The sequence below is a fragment of the Streptomyces sp. NPDC096048 genome (assembly GCF_044763415.1).
Lineage (GTDB): Bacteria > Actinomycetota > Actinomycetes > Streptomycetales > Streptomycetaceae > Streptomyces.
On record NZ_JBIWGG010000021.1, the window covers coordinates 21276 to 37948 of the forward strand.

The 16673-nt window shown below is 72.1% G+C and carries 17 protein-coding genes and 1 pseudogene; 6 read left to right on the top strand and 12 right to left on the bottom strand.

Annotated features, from left to right (window positions below; all coding sequences use genetic code 11):
* Positions 1-79 precede the first annotated feature (79 nt).
* From truB to rimP, 7 genes are all read right to left on the bottom strand, one after another.
* A complete protein-coding gene (gene truB, locus ACIQ6R_RS36655; RefSeq protein WP_404226354.1) occupies positions 80-985 on the bottom strand; it encodes a tRNA pseudouridine(55) synthase TruB in 906 nt (301 codons plus the stop codon).
* Positions 982-1461, bottom strand: a complete 480-nt coding sequence (rbfA, locus tag ACIQ6R_RS36660; RefSeq protein ID WP_404186765.1) for a 30S ribosome-binding factor RbfA — start codon at positions 1459-1461, stop codon at positions 982-984. The genes truB and rbfA overlap by 4 nt, the downstream gene beginning before the upstream one ends.
* 63 nt (positions 1462-1524) lie before the next feature.
* The gene (locus ACIQ6R_RS36665) at positions 1525-1818 is read right to left on the bottom strand and encodes a DUF503 domain-containing protein (protein ID WP_121749465.1); all 294 of its coding nucleotides are present in this window, start codon (positions 1816-1818) and stop codon (positions 1525-1527) included.
* A gap of 155 nt (positions 1819-1973) precedes the next feature.
* Positions 1974-5048 (bottom strand): translation initiation factor IF-2, encoded by a 3075-nt coding sequence (infB, locus tag ACIQ6R_RS36670; RefSeq protein ID WP_404226355.1) that lies wholly within the window; start codon positions 5046-5048, stop codon positions 1974-1976.
* Between the two features lie 174 nt (positions 5049-5222).
* Positions 5223-5504 (bottom strand): YlxR family protein, encoded by a 282-nt coding sequence (locus ACIQ6R_RS36675; RefSeq protein WP_375918147.1) that lies wholly within the window; start codon positions 5502-5504, stop codon positions 5223-5225.
* Between the two features lie 102 nt (positions 5505-5606).
* Complete coding sequence (gene nusA, locus ACIQ6R_RS36680; RefSeq protein ID WP_404226356.1) at positions 5607-6629, bottom strand: transcription termination factor NusA; 1023 nt, start codon at positions 6627-6629, stop codon at positions 5607-5609.
* A 2-nt stretch (positions 6630-6631) separates the two neighbouring features.
* The gene (gene rimP, locus ACIQ6R_RS36685) at positions 6632-7159 is read right to left on the bottom strand and encodes a ribosome maturation factor RimP (protein WP_404226358.1); all 528 of its coding nucleotides are present in this window, start codon (positions 7157-7159) and stop codon (positions 6632-6634) included.
* Positions 7160-7387: 228 nt separating this feature from the next.
* Here rimP and ACIQ6R_RS36690 point away from each other — a divergent pair, with 228 nt between their 5' ends.
* From ACIQ6R_RS36690 to ACIQ6R_RS36700, 3 genes are read left to right on the top strand one after another with little or no spacing between them, the layout of a single operon-like run.
* Positions 7388-7939, top strand: coding sequence for a hypothetical protein (locus tag ACIQ6R_RS36690; protein ID WP_404226360.1), 552 nt, complete (start codon positions 7388-7390; stop codon positions 7937-7939).
* Entirely contained in the window at positions 7936-8454 is a 519-nt protein-coding gene (locus ACIQ6R_RS36695; protein WP_404226362.1) for a ferritin-like domain-containing protein, read from the top strand. Before ACIQ6R_RS36690 ends, ACIQ6R_RS36695 begins: the two co-directional genes overlap by 4 nt.
* A 39-nt stretch (positions 8455-8493) precedes the next feature.
* Positions 8494-9393, top strand: coding sequence for an aminoglycoside phosphotransferase family protein (locus ACIQ6R_RS36700; protein ID WP_404186759.1), 900 nt, complete (start codon positions 8494-8496; stop codon positions 9391-9393).
* A 261-nt stretch (positions 9394-9654) separates the two neighbouring features.
* Here ACIQ6R_RS36700 and ACIQ6R_RS36705 read toward each other — a convergent pair whose 3' ends face one another.
* Complete coding sequence (locus tag ACIQ6R_RS36705) at positions 9655-10410, bottom strand: helix-turn-helix domain-containing protein (protein ID WP_404226363.1); 756 nt, start codon at positions 10408-10410, stop codon at positions 9655-9657.
* A 223-nt stretch (positions 10411-10633) separates the two neighbouring features.
* Between ACIQ6R_RS36705 and ACIQ6R_RS36710 the strand changes: the two genes are divergently transcribed.
* From ACIQ6R_RS36710 to ACIQ6R_RS36720, 3 genes are read left to right on the top strand one after another with little or no spacing between them, the layout of a single operon-like run.
* A complete protein-coding gene (locus ACIQ6R_RS36710) occupies positions 10634-11302 on the top strand; it encodes a DUF4097 family beta strand repeat-containing protein (RefSeq protein ID WP_404226364.1) in 669 nt (222 codons plus the stop codon).
* Positions 11303-11314: 12 nt separating this feature from the next.
* On the top strand, positions 11315-12274 hold the full coding sequence (locus ACIQ6R_RS36715; protein WP_404186756.1) for an ATP-binding cassette domain-containing protein: 960 nt from the start codon (positions 11315-11317) through the stop codon (positions 12272-12274).
* Entirely contained in the window at positions 12271-13062 is a 792-nt protein-coding gene (locus ACIQ6R_RS36720; RefSeq protein ID WP_404186755.1) for an ABC transporter permease, read from the top strand. The genes ACIQ6R_RS36715 and ACIQ6R_RS36720 overlap by 4 nt, the downstream gene beginning before the upstream one ends.
* Before the next feature lie 115 nt (positions 13063-13177).
* Here the strand turns inward: ACIQ6R_RS36720 and ACIQ6R_RS36725 are convergent, their stop codons facing one another.
* From ACIQ6R_RS36725 to ACIQ6R_RS36740, 4 genes and pseudogenes are all read right to left on the bottom strand, one after another.
* The gene (locus tag ACIQ6R_RS36725) at positions 13178-14881 is read right to left on the bottom strand and encodes a proline--tRNA ligase (RefSeq protein ID WP_404186754.1); all 1704 of its coding nucleotides are present in this window, start codon (positions 14879-14881) and stop codon (positions 13178-13180) included.
* A 73-nt stretch (positions 14882-14954) separates the two neighbouring features.
* Positions 14955-15497, bottom strand: a complete 543-nt coding sequence (locus ACIQ6R_RS36730; protein WP_404226366.1) for a GNAT family N-acetyltransferase — start codon at positions 15495-15497, stop codon at positions 14955-14957.
* Positions 15498-15593: 96 nt separating this feature from the next.
* On the bottom strand, positions 15594-16442 hold the full coding sequence (locus ACIQ6R_RS36735) for a GNAT family N-acetyltransferase (RefSeq protein WP_386515595.1): 849 nt from the start codon (positions 16440-16442) through the stop codon (positions 15594-15596).
* Positions 16443-16540: 98 nt separating this feature from the next.
* Positions 16541-16673, bottom strand: a pseudogene (locus tag ACIQ6R_RS36740) (4-hydroxy-3-methylbut-2-en-1-yl diphosphate synthase); the annotation flags it as partial.

The window sequence follows — 16673 nt, forward strand, 5'->3', positions numbered from 1 at the left end:
CGAGGGGGGACCGTGGAGCGGCGACGATGGAAGTCCCCGTGATCGCCGCTCCACGGGCGGAGCCCGACGGCAGGTCCGCTCAGCCGAACACGGCCAGGCTCTTCGCCTTGCCCTTGTGCTCCTCCACGAGCGCGAGGAAGCGGCCCTCGGGGTCGAAGACGGCGACGGCACCGGTGCCCGCGTAGGAGTCGGGCATCTCCAGCCGTACGCCGTTGGTGAGCAGCCGCGCCCGCTTGGCGTCCACGTCCCAGCGCGGGAAGGCGGCGGTGGCCGCGTCCGCGACGGGCATGACGGTGAGGTCCTGCTGGAGCTGGTCCAGCGTCTTGGCCGCGTCCAGCTTGTAGGGGCCGACGCGGGTGCGACGCAGGGCCGTGAGGTGACCGCCGACGCCGAGGTCGGCGCCCAGGTCGCGGGCCAGGGCGCGGATGTAGGTGCCGGAGGAGCAGACCACCGAGACCACCAGGTCCAGCACCGGGGTGCCGTCCTCGGCGACGGCGTCCCGGACGTCGTACACCGCGAAGGAGGAGACGGTGACGGGGCGGGCGGGGATCTCGAACTCCTCGCCCTCGCGCGCCCGCTTGTAGGAGCGCACGCCGTTGATCTTGATGGCGCTGACCTTGGACGGCACCTGCATGATGCGGCCGGTCAGCTTGGCGACGGCGGCGTCGACGGCGTCCCGGGTGACCTTCGAGGCGTCGACCGACCCCGTGATCTCGCCCTCGGCGTCGTCGGTCAGCGTCGTCTGCCCGAGCCTGATCGTGCCCAGGTACTCCTTCTCGGTGAGGGCGAGGTGACCGAGGAGCTTGGTCGCCCGCTCCACGCCGAGCACCAGGACGCCCGTCGCCATCGGGTCGAGCGTGCCGGCGTGCCCGACGCGCCGGGTGCGGGCGATGCCCCGCATCTTGGCGACGACGTCGTGCGAAGTGAAGCCCGACGGCTTGTCGACGATGACAAGGCCGTCGGGCGTGGGGTGCTTGTCGGTCATTTAGCGGTGTCGTCCGTCTCGTCGGCCTCGACGGCCGCTGCCTCGTCCTCGGGCTCGTCCGGCTTGCGGTACGGGTCGGCCTCACCGGCGTACGCGGCGCCCGCGGACGCCTCGCGCACCTTCTCGTCGGACTGCCGCGCCTTGTCGAGGAGGTCCTCGATGTTCCGGGCGGTGTCCGGAAGGGCGTCCATGACGAAGCTCAGGGTCGGTGTGAACTTCACACCCGCCGCCTTGCCGACCTCGGAGCGCAGGATGCCCTTGGCGCTCTCCAGGCCGGCGCTCGCGGCCGCGCGCTCCTCGTCGTCCCCGTACACCGTGTAGAAGACGGTCGCCTCCCGCAGGTCACCCGTGACCCGGGTGTCCGTGATGGTGACGTGCGAGCCGAGCCGCGGGTCCTTGATCCCGCGCTGCAGCTTCTGGGCCACCACCTCTCGGATGAGGTCCGCCAGCCTTTTCGCCCGCGCGTTGTCGGCCACTGGTCCGTCTCCCGTTCTCTTTCTTCGTCCGCGCTTCTTCCGCGCTTCTCGTGCGTTCTCTGGTCAGTCGTCGTCGCCGTGGAAGCGCCGTCTGACGGACAGCAGCTCCACCTCGGGGCGGCCGGCCACCAATCGCTCGCACCGGTCGAGTACGTCGGAGAGGTGCCCCGCGTCGCCCGACACCAGGGCCAGGCCGACGACCGCCCGCCGGTGGAGGTCCATGTGCTCCACCTCGGCCGCGCTCACCGCGTACTTCCGCTGGAGCTCGGCGACGATCGGGCGGACGACGGAGCGCTTCTCCTTCAGCGAATGTACGTCGCCGAGGAGGAGGTCGAAGGACAGCGTCCCCACATACATGTGTGCAACCGGTTCACCCGCCGGTTCGGGATCGATGGCCCCGCCATCCATGTGGCGGGGACATCAGAACCGTACAACGAACGGCCGGGGCCGATCGACGGAATTGTGCTCCGCCGACCGGCCCCGGACCGCACCGTCTCGGAAGTCGGGGGCTGTTACACCCGCGGCTTCTCGCGCATCTCGTACGTCGCGATGACGTCGTCGACCTTGATGTCGTTGAAGTTTCCGAGGTTGATACCGCCCTCGAAGCCTTCGCGGATCTCGGTGACGTCGTCCTTGAAGCGACGCAGGCCCACGATGTTGAGGCTCTCCGCGATGACCTTGCCATCGCGCAGCAGGCGCGCCTTGGTGTTGCGCTTGACCTCGCCGGAGCGGATGAGAACACCCGCGATGTTGCCCAGCTTGGACGAGCGGAAGACCTCGCGGATCTCCGCCGTACCGAGCTCGACCTCTTCGTACTCCGGCTTGAGCATGCCCTTGAGGGCCGCCTCGATCTCCTCGATCGCCTGGTAGATGACCGAGTAGTACCGGACGTCCACACCCTCGCGCTCGGCCATCTGCGCGGCACGCCCGGCGGCGCGCACGTTGAAGCCGATCACGATGGCGTCGGAGCCCATCGCCAGGTCGATGTCGGACTCCGTGACCGCACCGACGCCGCGGTGCAGGACGCGGATGTCGACCTCTTCGCCGACGTCCAGCTGGAGCAGCGAGGACTCGAGGGCCTCGACGGAACCGGAAGCGTCACCCTTGATGATCAGGTTCAGCTGCTGGACCTCGCCGGCCTTCAGCACCTTGTCCAGGTCCTCCAGCGACACGCGGCGCGTGCGCTTGGCGAACGCGGCGTTCCGCTCGCGGGCGGCGCGCTTCTCCGCGATCTGGCGGGCCGTACGGTCCTCCTCGACCACGATGAAGTTGTCACCGGCGCCCGGGACGTTGGTCAGGCCCAGGACCTGGACCGGCGTCGACGGACCGGCCTCGGCGACGTTGTTGCCGTTGTCGTCGAGCATGGCGCGGACGCGGCCGTAGGCGTCGCCCACCACCATCGTGTCGCCGACCCGCAGGGTGCCTCGCTGGACGAGGACCGTCGCCACGGCACCGCGGCCGCGGTCGAGACGGGACTCGATCGAGATGCCCTGCGCGTCCTGGACCGGGTTGGCCCGCAGGTCGAGCGAGGCGTCCGCGGTGAGGACCACGGCCTCCAGCAGGGAGTCGATGTGCAGACCCTGCTTGGCGGAGATGTCGACGAACATCGTGTCGCCGCCGAACTCCTCGGCCACCAGGCCGTACTCGGTCAGCTGACCGCGCACCTTGGTCGGGTCGGCGCCCTCGACGTCGATCTTGTTGACCGCGACGACGATCGGGACGTCGGCCGCCTGGGCGTGGTTGAGCGCCTCGACCGTCTGCGGCATGACGCCGTCGTTGGCCGCGACGACCAGGATCGCGATGTCGGTCGACCGCGCACCACGGGCACGCATGGCGGTGAACGCCTCGTGACCCGGGGTGTCGATGAAGGTGATCTTGCGCTCTTCTTCGTTGACCTCGGTCGCGACCTGGTAGGCACCGATGTGCTGGGTGATGCCGCCGGCCTCGCCCGCGATGACGTTCGTCTTGCGGATGGCGTCGAGCAGTCGGGTCTTACCGTGGTCGACGTGACCCATGACGGTCACGACCGGCGGACGGACGACCAGGTCCTCCTCGGAGCCCTCGTCCTCGCCGAACTCCAGGTCGAAGGACTCGAGCAGCTCGCGGTCCTCCTCCTCCGGGCTGACGATCTGAACCGTGTAGTTCATCTCGCCGGCGAGGAGCTGGAGCGTCTCGTCGGAGACGGACTGGGTCGCGGTGACCATCTCGCCGAGGTTCATCATGACCGCGACGAGCGACGCCGGGTTGGCGTTGATCTTCTCCGCGAAGTCGGTGAGCGACGCACCGCGCGACAGGCGAATGGCTTCGCCGTTGCCGCGAGGCAGCATCACGCCGCCGACCGACGGGGCCTGCATGGCCTCGTACTCCTGGCGCCTCTGCCGCTTCGACTTGCGACCGCGACGCGCGGGACCGCCGGGACGACCGAAGGCGCCCTGCGTGCCACCACGGCCACCCGGACCACCGGGACGACCGCCGAAGCCGGGACGGCCACCGCCGCCACCGAAGCCGCCGCCACCACCGGGACGACCGGCGAAACCGCCGCCGCCACCGGGACGACCGCCGCCACCGGGACCGGCGGGACGACCGGCGAAGCCGCCGCCGCCACCGGGACGACCGCCGCCGCCGGGACGACCGGCACCGCCGGGTCCGCGACCGCCGCCACCGGGGCCGGGACGCGGGCCGGCAGCGGGACGCTGCGGCATCATGCCGGGGTTCGGACGCGGGCCGCCGCCGGGACGGGGGCCTGCGCCGCCGCCCTGCGGACGCGGCATCGAGCCCGGGCTCGGACGGTTGCCGCCCGGAGCCTGGGGACGGGGGCCGCCGCCCTGGCCGCCGGGAGCCTGCGGACGGGGACCGGCGCCGGGGGCACCGGGACCTCCCGGGCGCGGGCCGCCCTGCGGACGGGGCGCCTGCGGGCGCGCCATGCCGGCGTTGCCGCCGGAGGTGAAGGGGTTGTTACCCGGACGCGGACCGCCGGGGCGGCCTCCGGGACGCTGCGCCGGGGCGCCGGGACGCTGGCCACCGGGACGGCCCTGGCCGCCCTGCTGGCCGCGGTCCTGACCCGGACCGGACGGACGGGCACCGCCGGGCTTGGGGGCACCGGGACGCGCGCCACCGGGCTTCGGTCCGGCCGGAGCCGGAGTCGAGGCGGCCGGAGCAGCCGGCGGAGCGGTGAACTCCGGGGCGGCGGGGGCCGGACGCGGCGCGGGCTTCGGGCCCGGCGTCGGACGCTGGCCCTGGGACTGACCCTGGGACGGCGCCGGCGCGGGGGCCGACGGAGCCTCGGGCTGCTGGGCAGCCGCGGGCTTGGGCGCGGCCGGCGGCCGCGGGGCGGCCGGGCGGGCCGCCTGCGCCGGGGACGGCGCGGCGGGCCTGGGGGCCGCCTTCTTCGGGGCCGCGGGGCGACCGGCGGACCGGCCGTTGCCACTGCCCTGCTGGAACGCGTCTGTCAGCTTGCGTACTACGGGCGCCTCGATCGTCGAAGACGCCGAACGGACGAATTCACCGAGCTCCTGGAGCTTGGCCATGACGACCTTGCTCTCGACACCGAACTCCTTGGCGAGTTCGTAGACCCGGACCTTAGCCACTTCGCTCCTCTGAGGTCCGGGTTGCGTCCGGACCGTCGCTAGTTCATGGGCGTACTCATCGCGTACTCATCGAGTGCTCATCGCAATCTCGACCTGCTTTCACTTCGCGAGGTACCAGGCCGCACGGGGTTCCGTACGGCTCGTCTTCCTTGGCACGTTGCCTACATGCTGCTGTCAGCAACCCTGTGCCTGCTCGACGTAGCGGCGCAACGCCTTTACGTCGAGCGGCCCCGGGACGCGGAGCGCCCGCGGGAACGCCTTGCGGCGCACTGCCTGGTCGACACAGACCGGTGCGGGGTGCACATAGGCACCCCGGCCGGGCAGCGTACCGCGTGGATCGGGGGTGCAATCACCCTCGACCGCCACGGTGCGCAGCAGCTCGCTCTTGACCGCTCGCTCCCGACACCCCACGCAGGTGCGCTCAGGGCATGCTCGGGTACGTGTCCGGCCAGACACCGCTAAGTCTACCTCCCCGGAACGACCTCACCCCTTTGGGGCAAGAATCGAACACATGCCGCACGCAAGACTGTCGTGATCTCAGCGTCGTGCGGCTTGGATCTATTCCCCGTGCCCCGTCGAGGACCGGTCGGACGACTGCTCGGACGGCTGCTCGGTGTCCGGGCGGATGTCGATCCGCCAGCCGGTCAGCCGGGCCGCGAGGCGGGCGTTCTGGCCTTCCTTGCCGATCGCCAGCGACAGCTGGTAGTCGGGCACGATCACGCGTGCGGAGCGGGCGGCCAGGTCCACGACCTCCACCTTGGAGACGCGGGCCGGGGAGAGCGCGTTCGCCACCATCTCGGCCGGGTCGTCCGACCAGTCGACGATGTCGATCTTCTCGCCGTTCAGCTCGCCCATGACGTTGCGCACCCGGCCGCCCATCGGGCCGATGCAGGCACCCTTGGCGTTCAGGCCCGAGCGGGTGGAGCGTACGGCGATCTTGGTGCGGTGGCCGGCCTCGCGGGCGATCGCCGAGATCTCGACGGACCCGTCGGCGATCTCCGGCACCTCCAGGGCGAAGAGCTTCTTCACCAGGTTGGGGTGCGTGCGGGACAGCGTCACGGAGGGGCCGCGCACGCCCTTGGCCACCCGGACGACGTACGACCGCAGCCGCATGCCGTGCGGGTAGGTCTCGCCGGGCACCTGCTCCTGCACGGGCAGGATGGCCTCCAGCTTGCCGATGTCGACGAGCACGTTCTTCGGGTCGCGGCCCTGCTGGACCACGCCGGTGACGATGTCGCCCTCACGGCCGGCGTACTCACCGAGCGTCGCGTCGTCCTCGGCGTCGCGCAGCCGCTGCAGGATGACCTGCTTGGCGGTGCTGGCGGCGATACGGCCGAAGTCGGACGGGGTGTCGTCGAACTCGCGGGCCGCCTGGCCCTCTTCGAGGTCGTCGGGGTCCTCCTTCGCCCACACGGTCACATGCCCGGTGTCCCGGTTGAGCTCCACGCGCGCGTGTCGGCGGCTTCCCTCGGTGCGGTGATAGGCGATGAGGAGGGCCGACTCGATCGCTCCGACCAGCAGGTCGAAGGAGATCTCCTTCTCCCGTACCAAGCCCCGCAGGGCGCTCATGTCGATGTCCACGGCTACGCCTCCTCCTCTTCCGTCGTGTTCTCGTCGTTCTTGTCGCCGCTGTCGTCCTTGCGGTTGAACTCGACCTGGACGCGCGCCTTGTCGATGTCGGCGAAGGCGAGTCTGCGGGTGGTGGCCTTGCGGCCCTTCACTCCGGGCACTTCGAGGTCGAGTCCGTCGTCGTCCACGGCGAGGACGCGTGCGACCAGTTCGCCGCCCTCGTGGAGCTGGAACCGCACCAGGCGGTTCGTGGCGCGCACGTAGTGGCGGTGCTCGGTGAGGGAGCGTTCCGCGCCCGGGGTGCCGACCTCGAGGGTGTACTCGGCCTCGCCCATCGCGTCGCTCTCGTCGAGCTTCGCCGAGAGCGCGCGGCTCACATCGGCGATCCGGTCCAGGTCGGCACCGGTGTCCGAGTCGACGACGACACGCAGCACACGCTTGCGGCCGACCGAGTCCACCGCGATCTCTTCGAGGTCCAGGCCCTGGGAGGCGACGAGCGGCTCGAGCAGCTCTCGCAGCCTCTCGCTCTGGGTGGTGCTCATCCGGGTGACTCCTCGGCCGCGTGTGCTGTTGTGGGACGGTGCGCGTGTCTGGTCAAAGGGTATCCGGTCCCAGGGGGTGTTGCCGTCCACCCGTGCCCGGCGGCGCCGGTGGGTGGTGCCCGGGCGGGGCCCGGGTACCGTGATCACGGGCAGGCCGCACCGCGGGTTCCCGCCGCTCGCCCGTCGCTTTGCCGTCGCTTCCGTACGAGCCTGTCGAGGACGTCTGCCGTGTCGTTTTCCTCATCGCCGCGCCTGCCCTCATCACCGCGCCCGCCCTCGGGGCCGCGCCGAAGGACCCTGCTCGCGTCGGCCGCCGGGGCCGCCCTGCTCGTCGGCTGTTCCGGCGGGCCGGGCGACGGCGGCACGGACGGCGGTCCGTCGTCCGCCGACCGCGCACGCGCGCGTGCGGCCCGGGACAGCGAGGAACTGGCCGGGCGGTACGCGGCGGTGATCGCCGCGCATCCGGGGCTGGCGGCGCGCCTGGGGCCGCTGCGCGCGGAGGTGGTACGGCACGCGGAGGCCTTCGGTGCCGTGCGTGCGGCCTCGCCGAAGGCGTCGCCCTCGGTCTCCGCGCGGGCCGCCGGACCGGAGGACGGCACCGCCGCCGTACCGGCGGCCGAGAAGGACGCCCTGGCCCTGCTCGCCGCCGCCGAGCGGGAGCTGGCCGAGCGGCGGGCCGGGGCGCTGCTGGAGGTGCCGGGCGAGCTGGCGCGGTTGCTGGCCTCGGTGGCGGCGGCCGGATCCGCGCACGTGTATCTGCTGACGGAGGGTGAAGGGTGAGCGAGGCGGAGGACCGGGAACTGGACGCCCTCCAGGCGGCGCTGGCGGCGGAGCACGCGGCCGTGTACGGCTACGGGGTCGTCGGCGGACGGATCGGCGAGGCACGGCGCACCGAGGCGCGGACGGCGTACGACGCGCACCGGGCGCGGCGGGACGCGCTGGCGCGCAGGGTGCGCGACCTCGGCGGCAGGCCGGTCGCCGCGGCGGCCGGGTACGCGCTGCCCTTCTCGGTGCCGGACTCGGCGGCCGCGGTGCGGCTGGCGGCCGAGCTGGAGGAGCGCGTGGCCGGCGTCTACTCCGACCTGGTGCGGGCGGCCGAGGGCGAACGCCGGGCCACGGCGGCCGGGGCGCTGCGGGAGGCGGCGGTCCGGGCGGTGCGCTGGCGGGGCGGGAGCGTAGCCTTCCCTGGGCTCGCCGAGCGGGCCGGCCGCCCGTCGCCCCCGGACGCGGCGTCGGACCAGGCCTCGGACTCGGCTTCGGCTTCGGACCCGGCTTCGGCTTCACCGACCGCGTAACACGTACGGCTGCCCGTACGGGAAGGGAACGGCTCGCGCATGGCTTTCGAACCGCCGCGGCGCCTGGTCAGGGCGCTCGGTGAGACGGCACCGGACGGTGACGACTGGTTGGAGAAGCTGCCCGAAGCGGCCGAGCGGGCCCTGGCGCTGCGCGAGTTGACCGCGGAGCGGGTGCAGGTGCCCGGCGGGCGCAGCAGCCTGGTGGTCCTGGTGCGGACGGCCGACGGGACGCCCGCGGTACTGAAGCTGGCCCCGCGCCGCGCCCGCCCGGAGAGCGAGCGGGCGGCGCTCGCCCACTGGGGCGGACTGGGCGCCGTACAGCTGCTCGAAGCGGAGACGGCGGAGGGTGTACTGCTGCTGGAGCGGCTGCATCCGGACGTGTCGGTCCGGTCGCTGCCGGAGGCGAAGGCGTTGCTGGAGGCCGCGGGCACGCTGCGGCGGCTGTGGGTCGAGCCGCCCGCCGGTCACCCCTTCGAGACCGTGGCCGAGCGGACCGGGCGGCAGGCCGAGGCCATGCGGGCGGGCGCGGTGGCCGGCCCCGAGGTGGCGCCGCTGGTCGACGCGGCGCTCGCGGCCCGCGAGGAACTGCTGGCCGCGCCGCCCGAGCAGCGGCTTCTGCACGGCACGTTCCGGCAGAGCAAGGTGCTCGCCGGGGAACGGACGCCTTGGCTGGCCGTGGGCCCCGACCCGGTGGTCGGCGAGAACGCCTTCGACCTCGCGCGGCTGGTGCGGGACCGGGTGGAGGACCTCATCGCCCAGCCTTCGGGTGCCTCGACGACCCGGCGGCGGGTCAAGCGGCTCGCGGAGTCGCTGGAGGTCGACCAGGAACGGCTGCGCGGCTGGACGCTGTTCCGCGCGGTCGAGTCGGGCGTCCGGGCCCGCCGGGTGGGCCGGGAGCAGGACGCGGAACTGCTGCTGGAGTTCGCGAGCTGGTTGTAGGACGCCGGGCGCGCCCCAGGGCGTTGACGCCGGGGCGCGCCGCCGGTTGAGAGGGGGCGCCGCCGGGTCGCCGTACGGGGTGGAGGGGGCCGCTCGTCGCGGCCTCCCGCCCTCCTTCGCGCCGCCGTCGTACCCCTGCCGGTCGGCCGGGTGCCGTCTCGGGGACACGAACCCCCTGCGCCGCCGTCGCCCCGGTCGCCGGCCGCCGGTCGCCGTGCATGTCACACCGCCACCGCGTCAGGGGCCGGACGGGCAGCGCGCTCAGCGGTCCGTCGCCTCCGCTTCCGTTGCCGCGGGCCCGGGGGCCTTGGCTTTCGTGTGGAGGACCTCGCGGGCCTGCTCGGCGGCGCGGGCGGTGGTCTCGCTGACGAAGTCGAGGAAGCGGGCGACGTTCTCCAGGCGGGCGCCGGCCGGGGTGCCGGAGCCGAGGATGCCCACGCCCTGCCGTGCGGTCTCGACGACCTGGGCGATGGACCGGGCACTGGCCACGGTCGACTGGTACCAGATGTCGTCGTCGACGACATAGCGCTCGCGGCGGCGTTCGTCGCGTTCACGGCGGACGAAGGCCTGCTCGTCGAGGAACGCGATCGCTTTGGAGACGGACGCCGGGCTCACCTGGAGGTGCTGGACGAGTTCGGACGCGGTGAGGCTGCCGGAGTCGGTGAGGGTGAGACAGGCCATGACCCGGGCCATCATCTTGGGCATGCCCGAAGCCATGAGGACGGTGGTGAACACCTCCTCGTACTCCCGCACGGCCTCGGCGTCGCGTCCGTGGGCCTGCGGGGCCGCCTTCGCGCCCTTGGGCGCGGCCTGCCTGCGCCGGTGGGCACGGTGTTCGGTGGCGCGGTGGGCGAGGTCGGCGCGGTAGGCGGTGGGCCCGCCGTTGCGCATCACCTCGCGCGTGATCGTCGAGGTAGGACGGTCGACGCGCCTGGCGATCTCCGCGTAGGCGAGGCCGTCGGCCAGCCCCAGCGCGATCTGCTGACGCTCCTGCTGAGTGAGCCTGCCTCCAGGCATCGCTTGCCTCCTTCGTGCTCCGTTGGCGCCCAGCATAGCGTTCAACTTCACTCCATTGCAACGATCGGGCGATGGTCGTTGCGTTAATCGAGAAGACGATTGCAACAAAAAATTGGCTCCTACCTGCGACTATATACTTTCAATGCAACAGAGTCATTGATGGATCAGTAAATGCAACGTAGCGTTTTGCTCGTCGGAAAGCAGCAGACCGAAGGAGAGCACGATGCAGACGTTCAGCACCCCGGCCCCGATCTCCGCCGTCCTCGACATCCCCGCGGGACGCATCCGGTTCATCGCCGCCGACCGGGCCGACACCACGGTCGAGGTTCTGCCCGCGGACGCCTCGAACGGCCGCGACGTGAAGGCGGCGGAGCAGACCAGCGTCGAGTACGGCGACGGCGTCCTGCGGGTCGAGACGACGGTGAAGAACCGGCTCCTCGGCAGCTCCGGCTCCATCGAGGTGACCGTCCAGCTGCCGGCCGACTCCCGGATCGAGGCGAAGGCGGCCAGCGCCGAATTCCGGGGCGTCGGGCGGCTCGGCGACGTCGCCTACGAGAGCTCGCACGGCTCGGTCAAGCTCGACGAGGCCGCGACCGCCCGCCTCACCACCCTCGCCGGTGACGTCTCGGTCGGCCGCCTGGACGGCCCCGCGGAGATCAGCACCGCCAAGGGCGACATCCGGATCGCCGAGGCCGCGCACGGCACGGTCGTGCTGCGCACCGAGGCCGGCGAGGTGTCGGTCGGCGCCGCCCACGGGGTCTCCGCCTCCCTGGACGCCGGCACCGGCTACGGCCGGATCCGCAACACGCTCAAGAACACCGACGGCGCCGCCGCGGACCTGACCATCCACGCGACCACCGCCTACGGCGACATCGTCGCCCGCAGCCTCTGAGGAGCACCCACCATGACCACTCCGGCCATCACCGCGATCGGGCTGCGCAAGTCCTACGGCGACAAGACCGTCCTCGACGGCATCGACCTGCACATCCCGGCCGGGTCCGTGTTCGCCCTGCTCGGGCCGAACGGCGCCGGCAAGACCACCGCCGTCAAGATCCTCTCCACCCTCGTCTCCGCCGATCCCGCCTCCGGTGAGATCCGCGTCGGCGGCCACGACCTCGCCACCGATCCGCAGGCGGTGCGGGCCGCGATCGGTGTCACCGGGCAGTTCTCCGCCGTGGACGGTCTGATCACCGGCGAGGAGAACATGCTCCTCATGGCCGACCTGCACCATCTCTCCAAGGACGAGGGACGGCGGGTCGCCGCCGGACTGCTGGAGCGGTTCGACCTCACCGAGGCGGCGAAGAAGCCCGCCTCCACCTACTCCGGCGGCATGAAGCGCCGCCTCGACATCGCCATGACCCTCGTCGGCGACCCGCGGATCATCTTCCTCGACGAACCCACCACCGGCCTCGACCCCCGCTCCCGCCACAACATGTGGCAGATCATCCGCGAACTCGTCACCGGCGGCGTCACCGTCTTCCTCACCACCCAGTACCTCGAAGAGGCCGACCAGCTCGCCGACCGCATCGCCGTGCTCAACGACGGCAGGATCGCCGCCCAGGGAAGCGCCGAGGAGCTGAAGCGGCTCATCCCCGGCGGACACATCCGGCTCCGCTTCACCGACCCGGCCGCCTACCAGAGCGCCGCCTCCGCGCTGGGCGAAGTCACCCGGGACGACGAGGCACTGGCACTGCGGCTCCCCAGCGACGGCAGCCAGCGCGAGCTGCGCTCCGTCCTCGACCGGCTGGACTCCGCCGGCGTCGAGGCCGACGAACTGACCGTGCACACCCCCGACCTCGACGACGTGTTCTTCGCCCTGACCGGCCCCGACATCCCGAACCAGTCCAAGGAGACCGTCCGATGAGCTCCCTCTCCCTCGCCGTGCGCGACTCGTCCACCATGCTGCGCCGCAACCTGCTGCACGCCCGGCGCTACCCGTCCCTCACCCTGAACCTGCTGCTCACACCGGTCATGCTGCTGCTGCTCTTCGTCTACGTCTTCGGCGACGTGATGAGCGCGGGCATCGCCGGCGGCGGCGCCGACCGCTCCGACTACATCGCCTACCTCGTGCCGGGCCTCCTGCTGATGACCATCGGCAGCACCACGATCGGCACCGCGGTGTCCGTCTCCATGGACATGACCGAGGGCATCATCGCCCGCTTCCGCACCATGGCGATCCACCGCGGCTCCGTGCTCATCGGACACGTCATCGGCAGCGTGCTCCAGTCCGTGATGAGCGTGGTCCTCGTCGGCGCCGTCGCCGTGGCCATCGGCTTCCGCTCCACCGACGCCACCGCCCTGGAATGGCTGGCCGCGTTCGGACTGCTCGTGCTCTTCGCCACGGCACTCACCTGGGTCGCCGTCGGCATGGGCCTGATCAGCCCGAACGCCGAGGCCGCCGGCAACAACGCGATGCCGATGATCCTGCTGCCGCTGCTCTCCAGCGCCTTCGTCCCGGTCGACGCGATGCCGGGCTGGTTCCAGCCGGTCGCCGAGTACCAGCCGTTCACCCCGGCCATCGAGACCCTGCGCGGGCTGCTGCTCGGCACCGAGATCGGCCACCACGGGTGGCTGGCGATCGCCTGGTGCCTGGGGCTCGCGGTGCTCGGCTACTTCTGGTCGGCCGCGAAGTTCAACCGCGACCCGAAGTAACCGCCATGACGGCGGGCCAACTCCCGCGACCCGTTCCGCCCGAGGGCGGCGTACGCCGGCACCGCGCCGGAGTACGCCGCCCTCTCCACGTCATCGGCCGTCGTGCCCCACGATGTCAGGCCGTGAGGCGGGCGATGGCCTCCTCGACCGTCAGTTCCTCGCGCTCACCGGTACGGCGGTCCTTCAGCTCGACCACGCCCTCGGCGGAGCGGCGTCCGGCGACCAGGATCTGGGGCACGCCGATGAGTTCGGCGTCCGTGAACTTGACGCCCGGCGAGACGCCGGCCCGGTCGTCCACCAGGACGCGGACACCGGCGGCGGACAGCTTGTCGGAGACCTCCAGGGCCAGCTCGGTCTGCAGGGCCTTGCCGGCGGCGACGACGTGGACGTCGGCCGGGGCGACCTCCTTGGACCAGACGAGGCCCTTGTCGTCGGCGTGCTGCTCGGCGAGGGCGGCCACCGCGCGGGAGACGCCGATGCCGTAGGAGCCCATGGTGACGCGGGCCGGCTTGCCGTTCTGGCCGAGGACGTCGAGCTTGAGGGCGTCGGTGTACTTGCGGCCCAGCTGGAAGATGTGGCCGATCTCGATGGCGCGGTCCAGCTTGAGGCCGGTGCCGCACTTGGGGCAGGGGTCGCCCTCCCGGACCACGACGACGTCGACGTACGCGTCGACCTCGAAGTCACGGCCCGCCACGACGTTCTTGGCGTGGGTGTGCTCCTTGTTGGCGCCCGTGATCCAGGCGGTGCCCGGCGCCACGCGCGGGTCGGCGATGTACTTCACCTTGTCGCCCAGGCCCTGCGGGCCGACGTAGCCGCGGACCAGGTCGGGGCGGCCGACGAAGTCCTCGGCGGTGACCAGCTCGACGGCGGCCGGGGCGAAGTGGGCCTCGACCTTGTCCATGTCGACCTCGCGGTCGCCGGGGACGCCCACGGCGACGATCTCGCCGTCCACCTTGACGAGCAGGTTCTTCAGCGTGGCGGAGGCCTGAACGCCGAGGGACGCGGCGAGGGTCTCGATGGTGGGGGTGTCGGGGGTCGGGATGTCCTCGGCGGCGGGCAGGCCGGCGGCGTCCACGGGCTGGAGCGCGTAGGTGATGGCCTCGGTGTTGGCGGCGAAGTCGCAGTTCGGGCAGTCCGCGAAGGTGTCCTCGCCGGCCTCGGCCGGGGCGAGGAACTCCTCGGACTTGGAGCCGCCCATCGCGCCGGCGGTCGCGGCGCAGATGCGGTAGTCGAGGCCGAGGCGCTCGAAGACGCGCTGGTAGGCGGCGCGGTGCAGGGCGTAGGACTCGGCGAGGCCCTCGTCGGCGACGTCGAAGGAGTAGGAGTCCTTCATCAGGAACTCGCGGCCGCGCAGGATGCCGGCCCGGGGGCGGGCCTCGTCGCGGTACTTGTTCTGGATCTGGTAGAGGATGACCGGCAGGTCCTTGTAGGAGGACGCCTGGTCCTTCACCAGCAGGGTGAAGATCTCCTCGTGGGTGGGGCCGAGCAGGTAGTCGCCGCCCTTGCGGTCCTGGAGGCGGAACAGCTCGGGGCCGTACTCGTCCCAGCGGCCGGTGGCCTCGTAGGGCTCGCGCGGCAGCAGGGCGGGGAGCTGGACCTCCTGGGCGCCGATGGCGTCCATCTCCTCGCGGACGATGCGCTCGATGTTGCCGAGGACCTTCTTGCCGAGCGGCAGCCAGCTCCAGAGGCCGGCGGCGGTGCGGCGCACGTAGCCGGCGCGGACCAGCAGCTTGTGGCTGAGGACCTCGGCGTCCGCCGGGTCGTCGCGCAGCGTCTTCGCCATCAACTTCGACATGCGCTGGACCGGTGCGTTGGCCATGGTTCTCGTGTCTCCTGCTGCGTAAGGGTGGTGCTAGGAGGTTAGCCGGGTGGTCCTTCCCCGCGGAAATCGGTTATGGACGGGCGGCGGGCCGGCGCAGCGGGAGCGGGGCGCCCATCACGGCGTACGGCTTGGGTGCGCTGGGGAAGCGGACCTGGCGGGCGAGGTCCTGGTAGCCGAGGGAGCGGTAGAGGCCGCGGGCGGGGCTCTCGGTGTCGATCGCGGAGAGGATCGACCGGGGCTCGGTGGCGCTGTCGGTGATCGTGGTGATCAGGGAGCGGCCCGTGCCGCGGTTCTGGTGGGCCGGGTGTACGTGGAGTTCGGTGATGACGAAGGAGTCGTCGAGCCAGGCGTCGTTGCCCTGGGCACGGAGGTAGGGCTCGACGACGGTGGACCACCAGTGGGCGCGGTCGTTGGGCATGCCGTAGACGAAGCCGACGAGGTCGCCTCCGACGGTGGCGCCGAGGGCCCTGGCCCCGGGGTGGGTCATGTGGCGCAGGACGATCTGGCGGCGCACGGCCACCTCGTCGGGGCCGAGTCCGAACGCGGCGGCTTGGACCGCGAGGGCCTCGTCCACGTGCGCGGCGAGGTCCAGTGGGCCGATCACGAACTCCATGGCGGGGAGCCTACCCGGGTGCTTCCCCGGACAGCGCGGGTGCGGGGGCCGGGCGCCGCTCCCGGCGGGACCGGAGCCGGCGTTTTCCCGAGGCGTTCAGAACAGCACGCTCATGAAGGCGCCGACCTCCTGGAAGCCCACCCGCCGGTACGTCCGTCGTGCCGCCGTGTTGAAGTCGTTGACGTACAGGCTCGCCACCGGGGCGACGTCCGTGAGGGCGTAGCGGAGGACCGCCGCCATGCCCGGTGCCGCGAGGCCGGTGCCCCGGTACTCGGGGGCCACCCAGACGCCCTGGATCTGGCAGGTGCGGTCGGTGGCGGCGCCGATCTCGGCCTTGAAGACGACCCTGCCGTCGCTGTCGAAGCGGGCGAAGGAGCGGCCGGAGCCGACGAGTTCGGCGACCCGTGCCTGGTAGAGCAGGCCGCCGTCGCCGGCCATCGGGGAGATGCCGACCTCCTCGGTGAACATCGCCACGCAGGCCGGCATGATCCGCTCCATCTCGTCCTTGCGGACGCGACGGACGTAGGGGTCGGGGGTGATGTCGGCGGGCATGCGGTCGGTGACCATGAGGGGCTGGCGGGTGCGGACCTCGCGGGCCGGGCCCCAGCCCGGTTCGAGCAGGCGCCACAGCTGGGCGGTCGTGTCGGCGGGGCCCACGATCGAGGAGCAGCGGCGGCCGGCCCGCCGGGCGCGGTCGGCGAAGGCGCGCACGGCGCGTGGGGTGGCGCAGATGGGGACGAGGTTGGCGCCCGCGTAGCACAGGGAGGTCAGCATGCCGTGCTCGTACCAGCCCCACATCTCGCCGCCGAGCCGCCACGGGTCGAGGCCGGCGATCTGCACCCGGGCGGTCACGAAGGCGTTCGCGACCGGCTCGCGGTCGAGGACGGCGAGCGCGGCGTCCAGGTCGCTCGGTTCGAGCACGCGGGAGGTGGTCTGCGTCAACACGTGCGGCGGCCTCACCCTGAGATCTGCTGGTCCCCGCACTGTACCTGCCACGAATATGCCGCGCCGCCCCCAGGGCGACGCGGCAGAAGCAGGGTGGATCAGCCCGCGACGGCCACCGAGGGCTCGCCGGAGGCCACGCCGTCCTTCTCCATCTGTTCGGCGATCTTCATGGCCTCCTCGATGAGCGTCTCCACGATCTTGGACTCGGGGACGGTCTTGATGACCTCGCCC

Excerpts from the sequence above, each read along its gene's own strand:
- truB (WP_404226354.1), bottom strand. The coding sequence starts at position 985 with ATGACCGACAAGCACCCCACGCCCGACGGCCTTGTCATCGTCGACAAG.
- ACIQ6R_RS36665 (WP_121749465.1), bottom strand. The coding sequence starts at position 1,818 with ATGTATGTGGGGACGCTGTCCTTCGACCTCCTCCTCGGCGACGTACAT.
- rimP (WP_404226358.1), bottom strand. The coding sequence starts at position 7,159 with ATGAGCACCACCCAGAGCGAGAGGCTGCGAGAGCTGCTCGAGCCGCTC.
- ACIQ6R_RS36700 (WP_404186759.1), top strand. The coding sequence starts at position 8,494 with ATGGCTTTCGAACCGCCGCGGCGCCTGGTCAGGGCGCTCGGTGAGACG.
- ACIQ6R_RS36705 (WP_404226363.1), bottom strand. The coding sequence starts at position 10,410 with ATGCCTGGAGGCAGGCTCACTCAGCAGGAGCGTCAGCAGATCGCGCTG.
- ACIQ6R_RS36710 (WP_404226364.1), top strand. The coding sequence starts at position 10,634 with ATGCAGACGTTCAGCACCCCGGCCCCGATCTCCGCCGTCCTCGACATC.
- ACIQ6R_RS36715 (WP_404186756.1), top strand. The coding sequence starts at position 11,315 with ATGACCACTCCGGCCATCACCGCGATCGGGCTGCGCAAGTCCTACGGC.
- ACIQ6R_RS36720 (WP_404186755.1), top strand. The coding sequence starts at position 12,271 with ATGAGCTCCCTCTCCCTCGCCGTGCGCGACTCGTCCACCATGCTGCGC.
- ACIQ6R_RS36725 (WP_404186754.1), bottom strand. The coding sequence starts at position 14,881 with ATGGCCAACGCACCGGTCCAGCGCATGTCGAAGTTGATGGCGAAGACG.
- ACIQ6R_RS36730 (WP_404226366.1), bottom strand. The coding sequence starts at position 15,497 with ATGGAGTTCGTGATCGGCCCACTGGACCTCGCCGCGCACGTGGACGAG.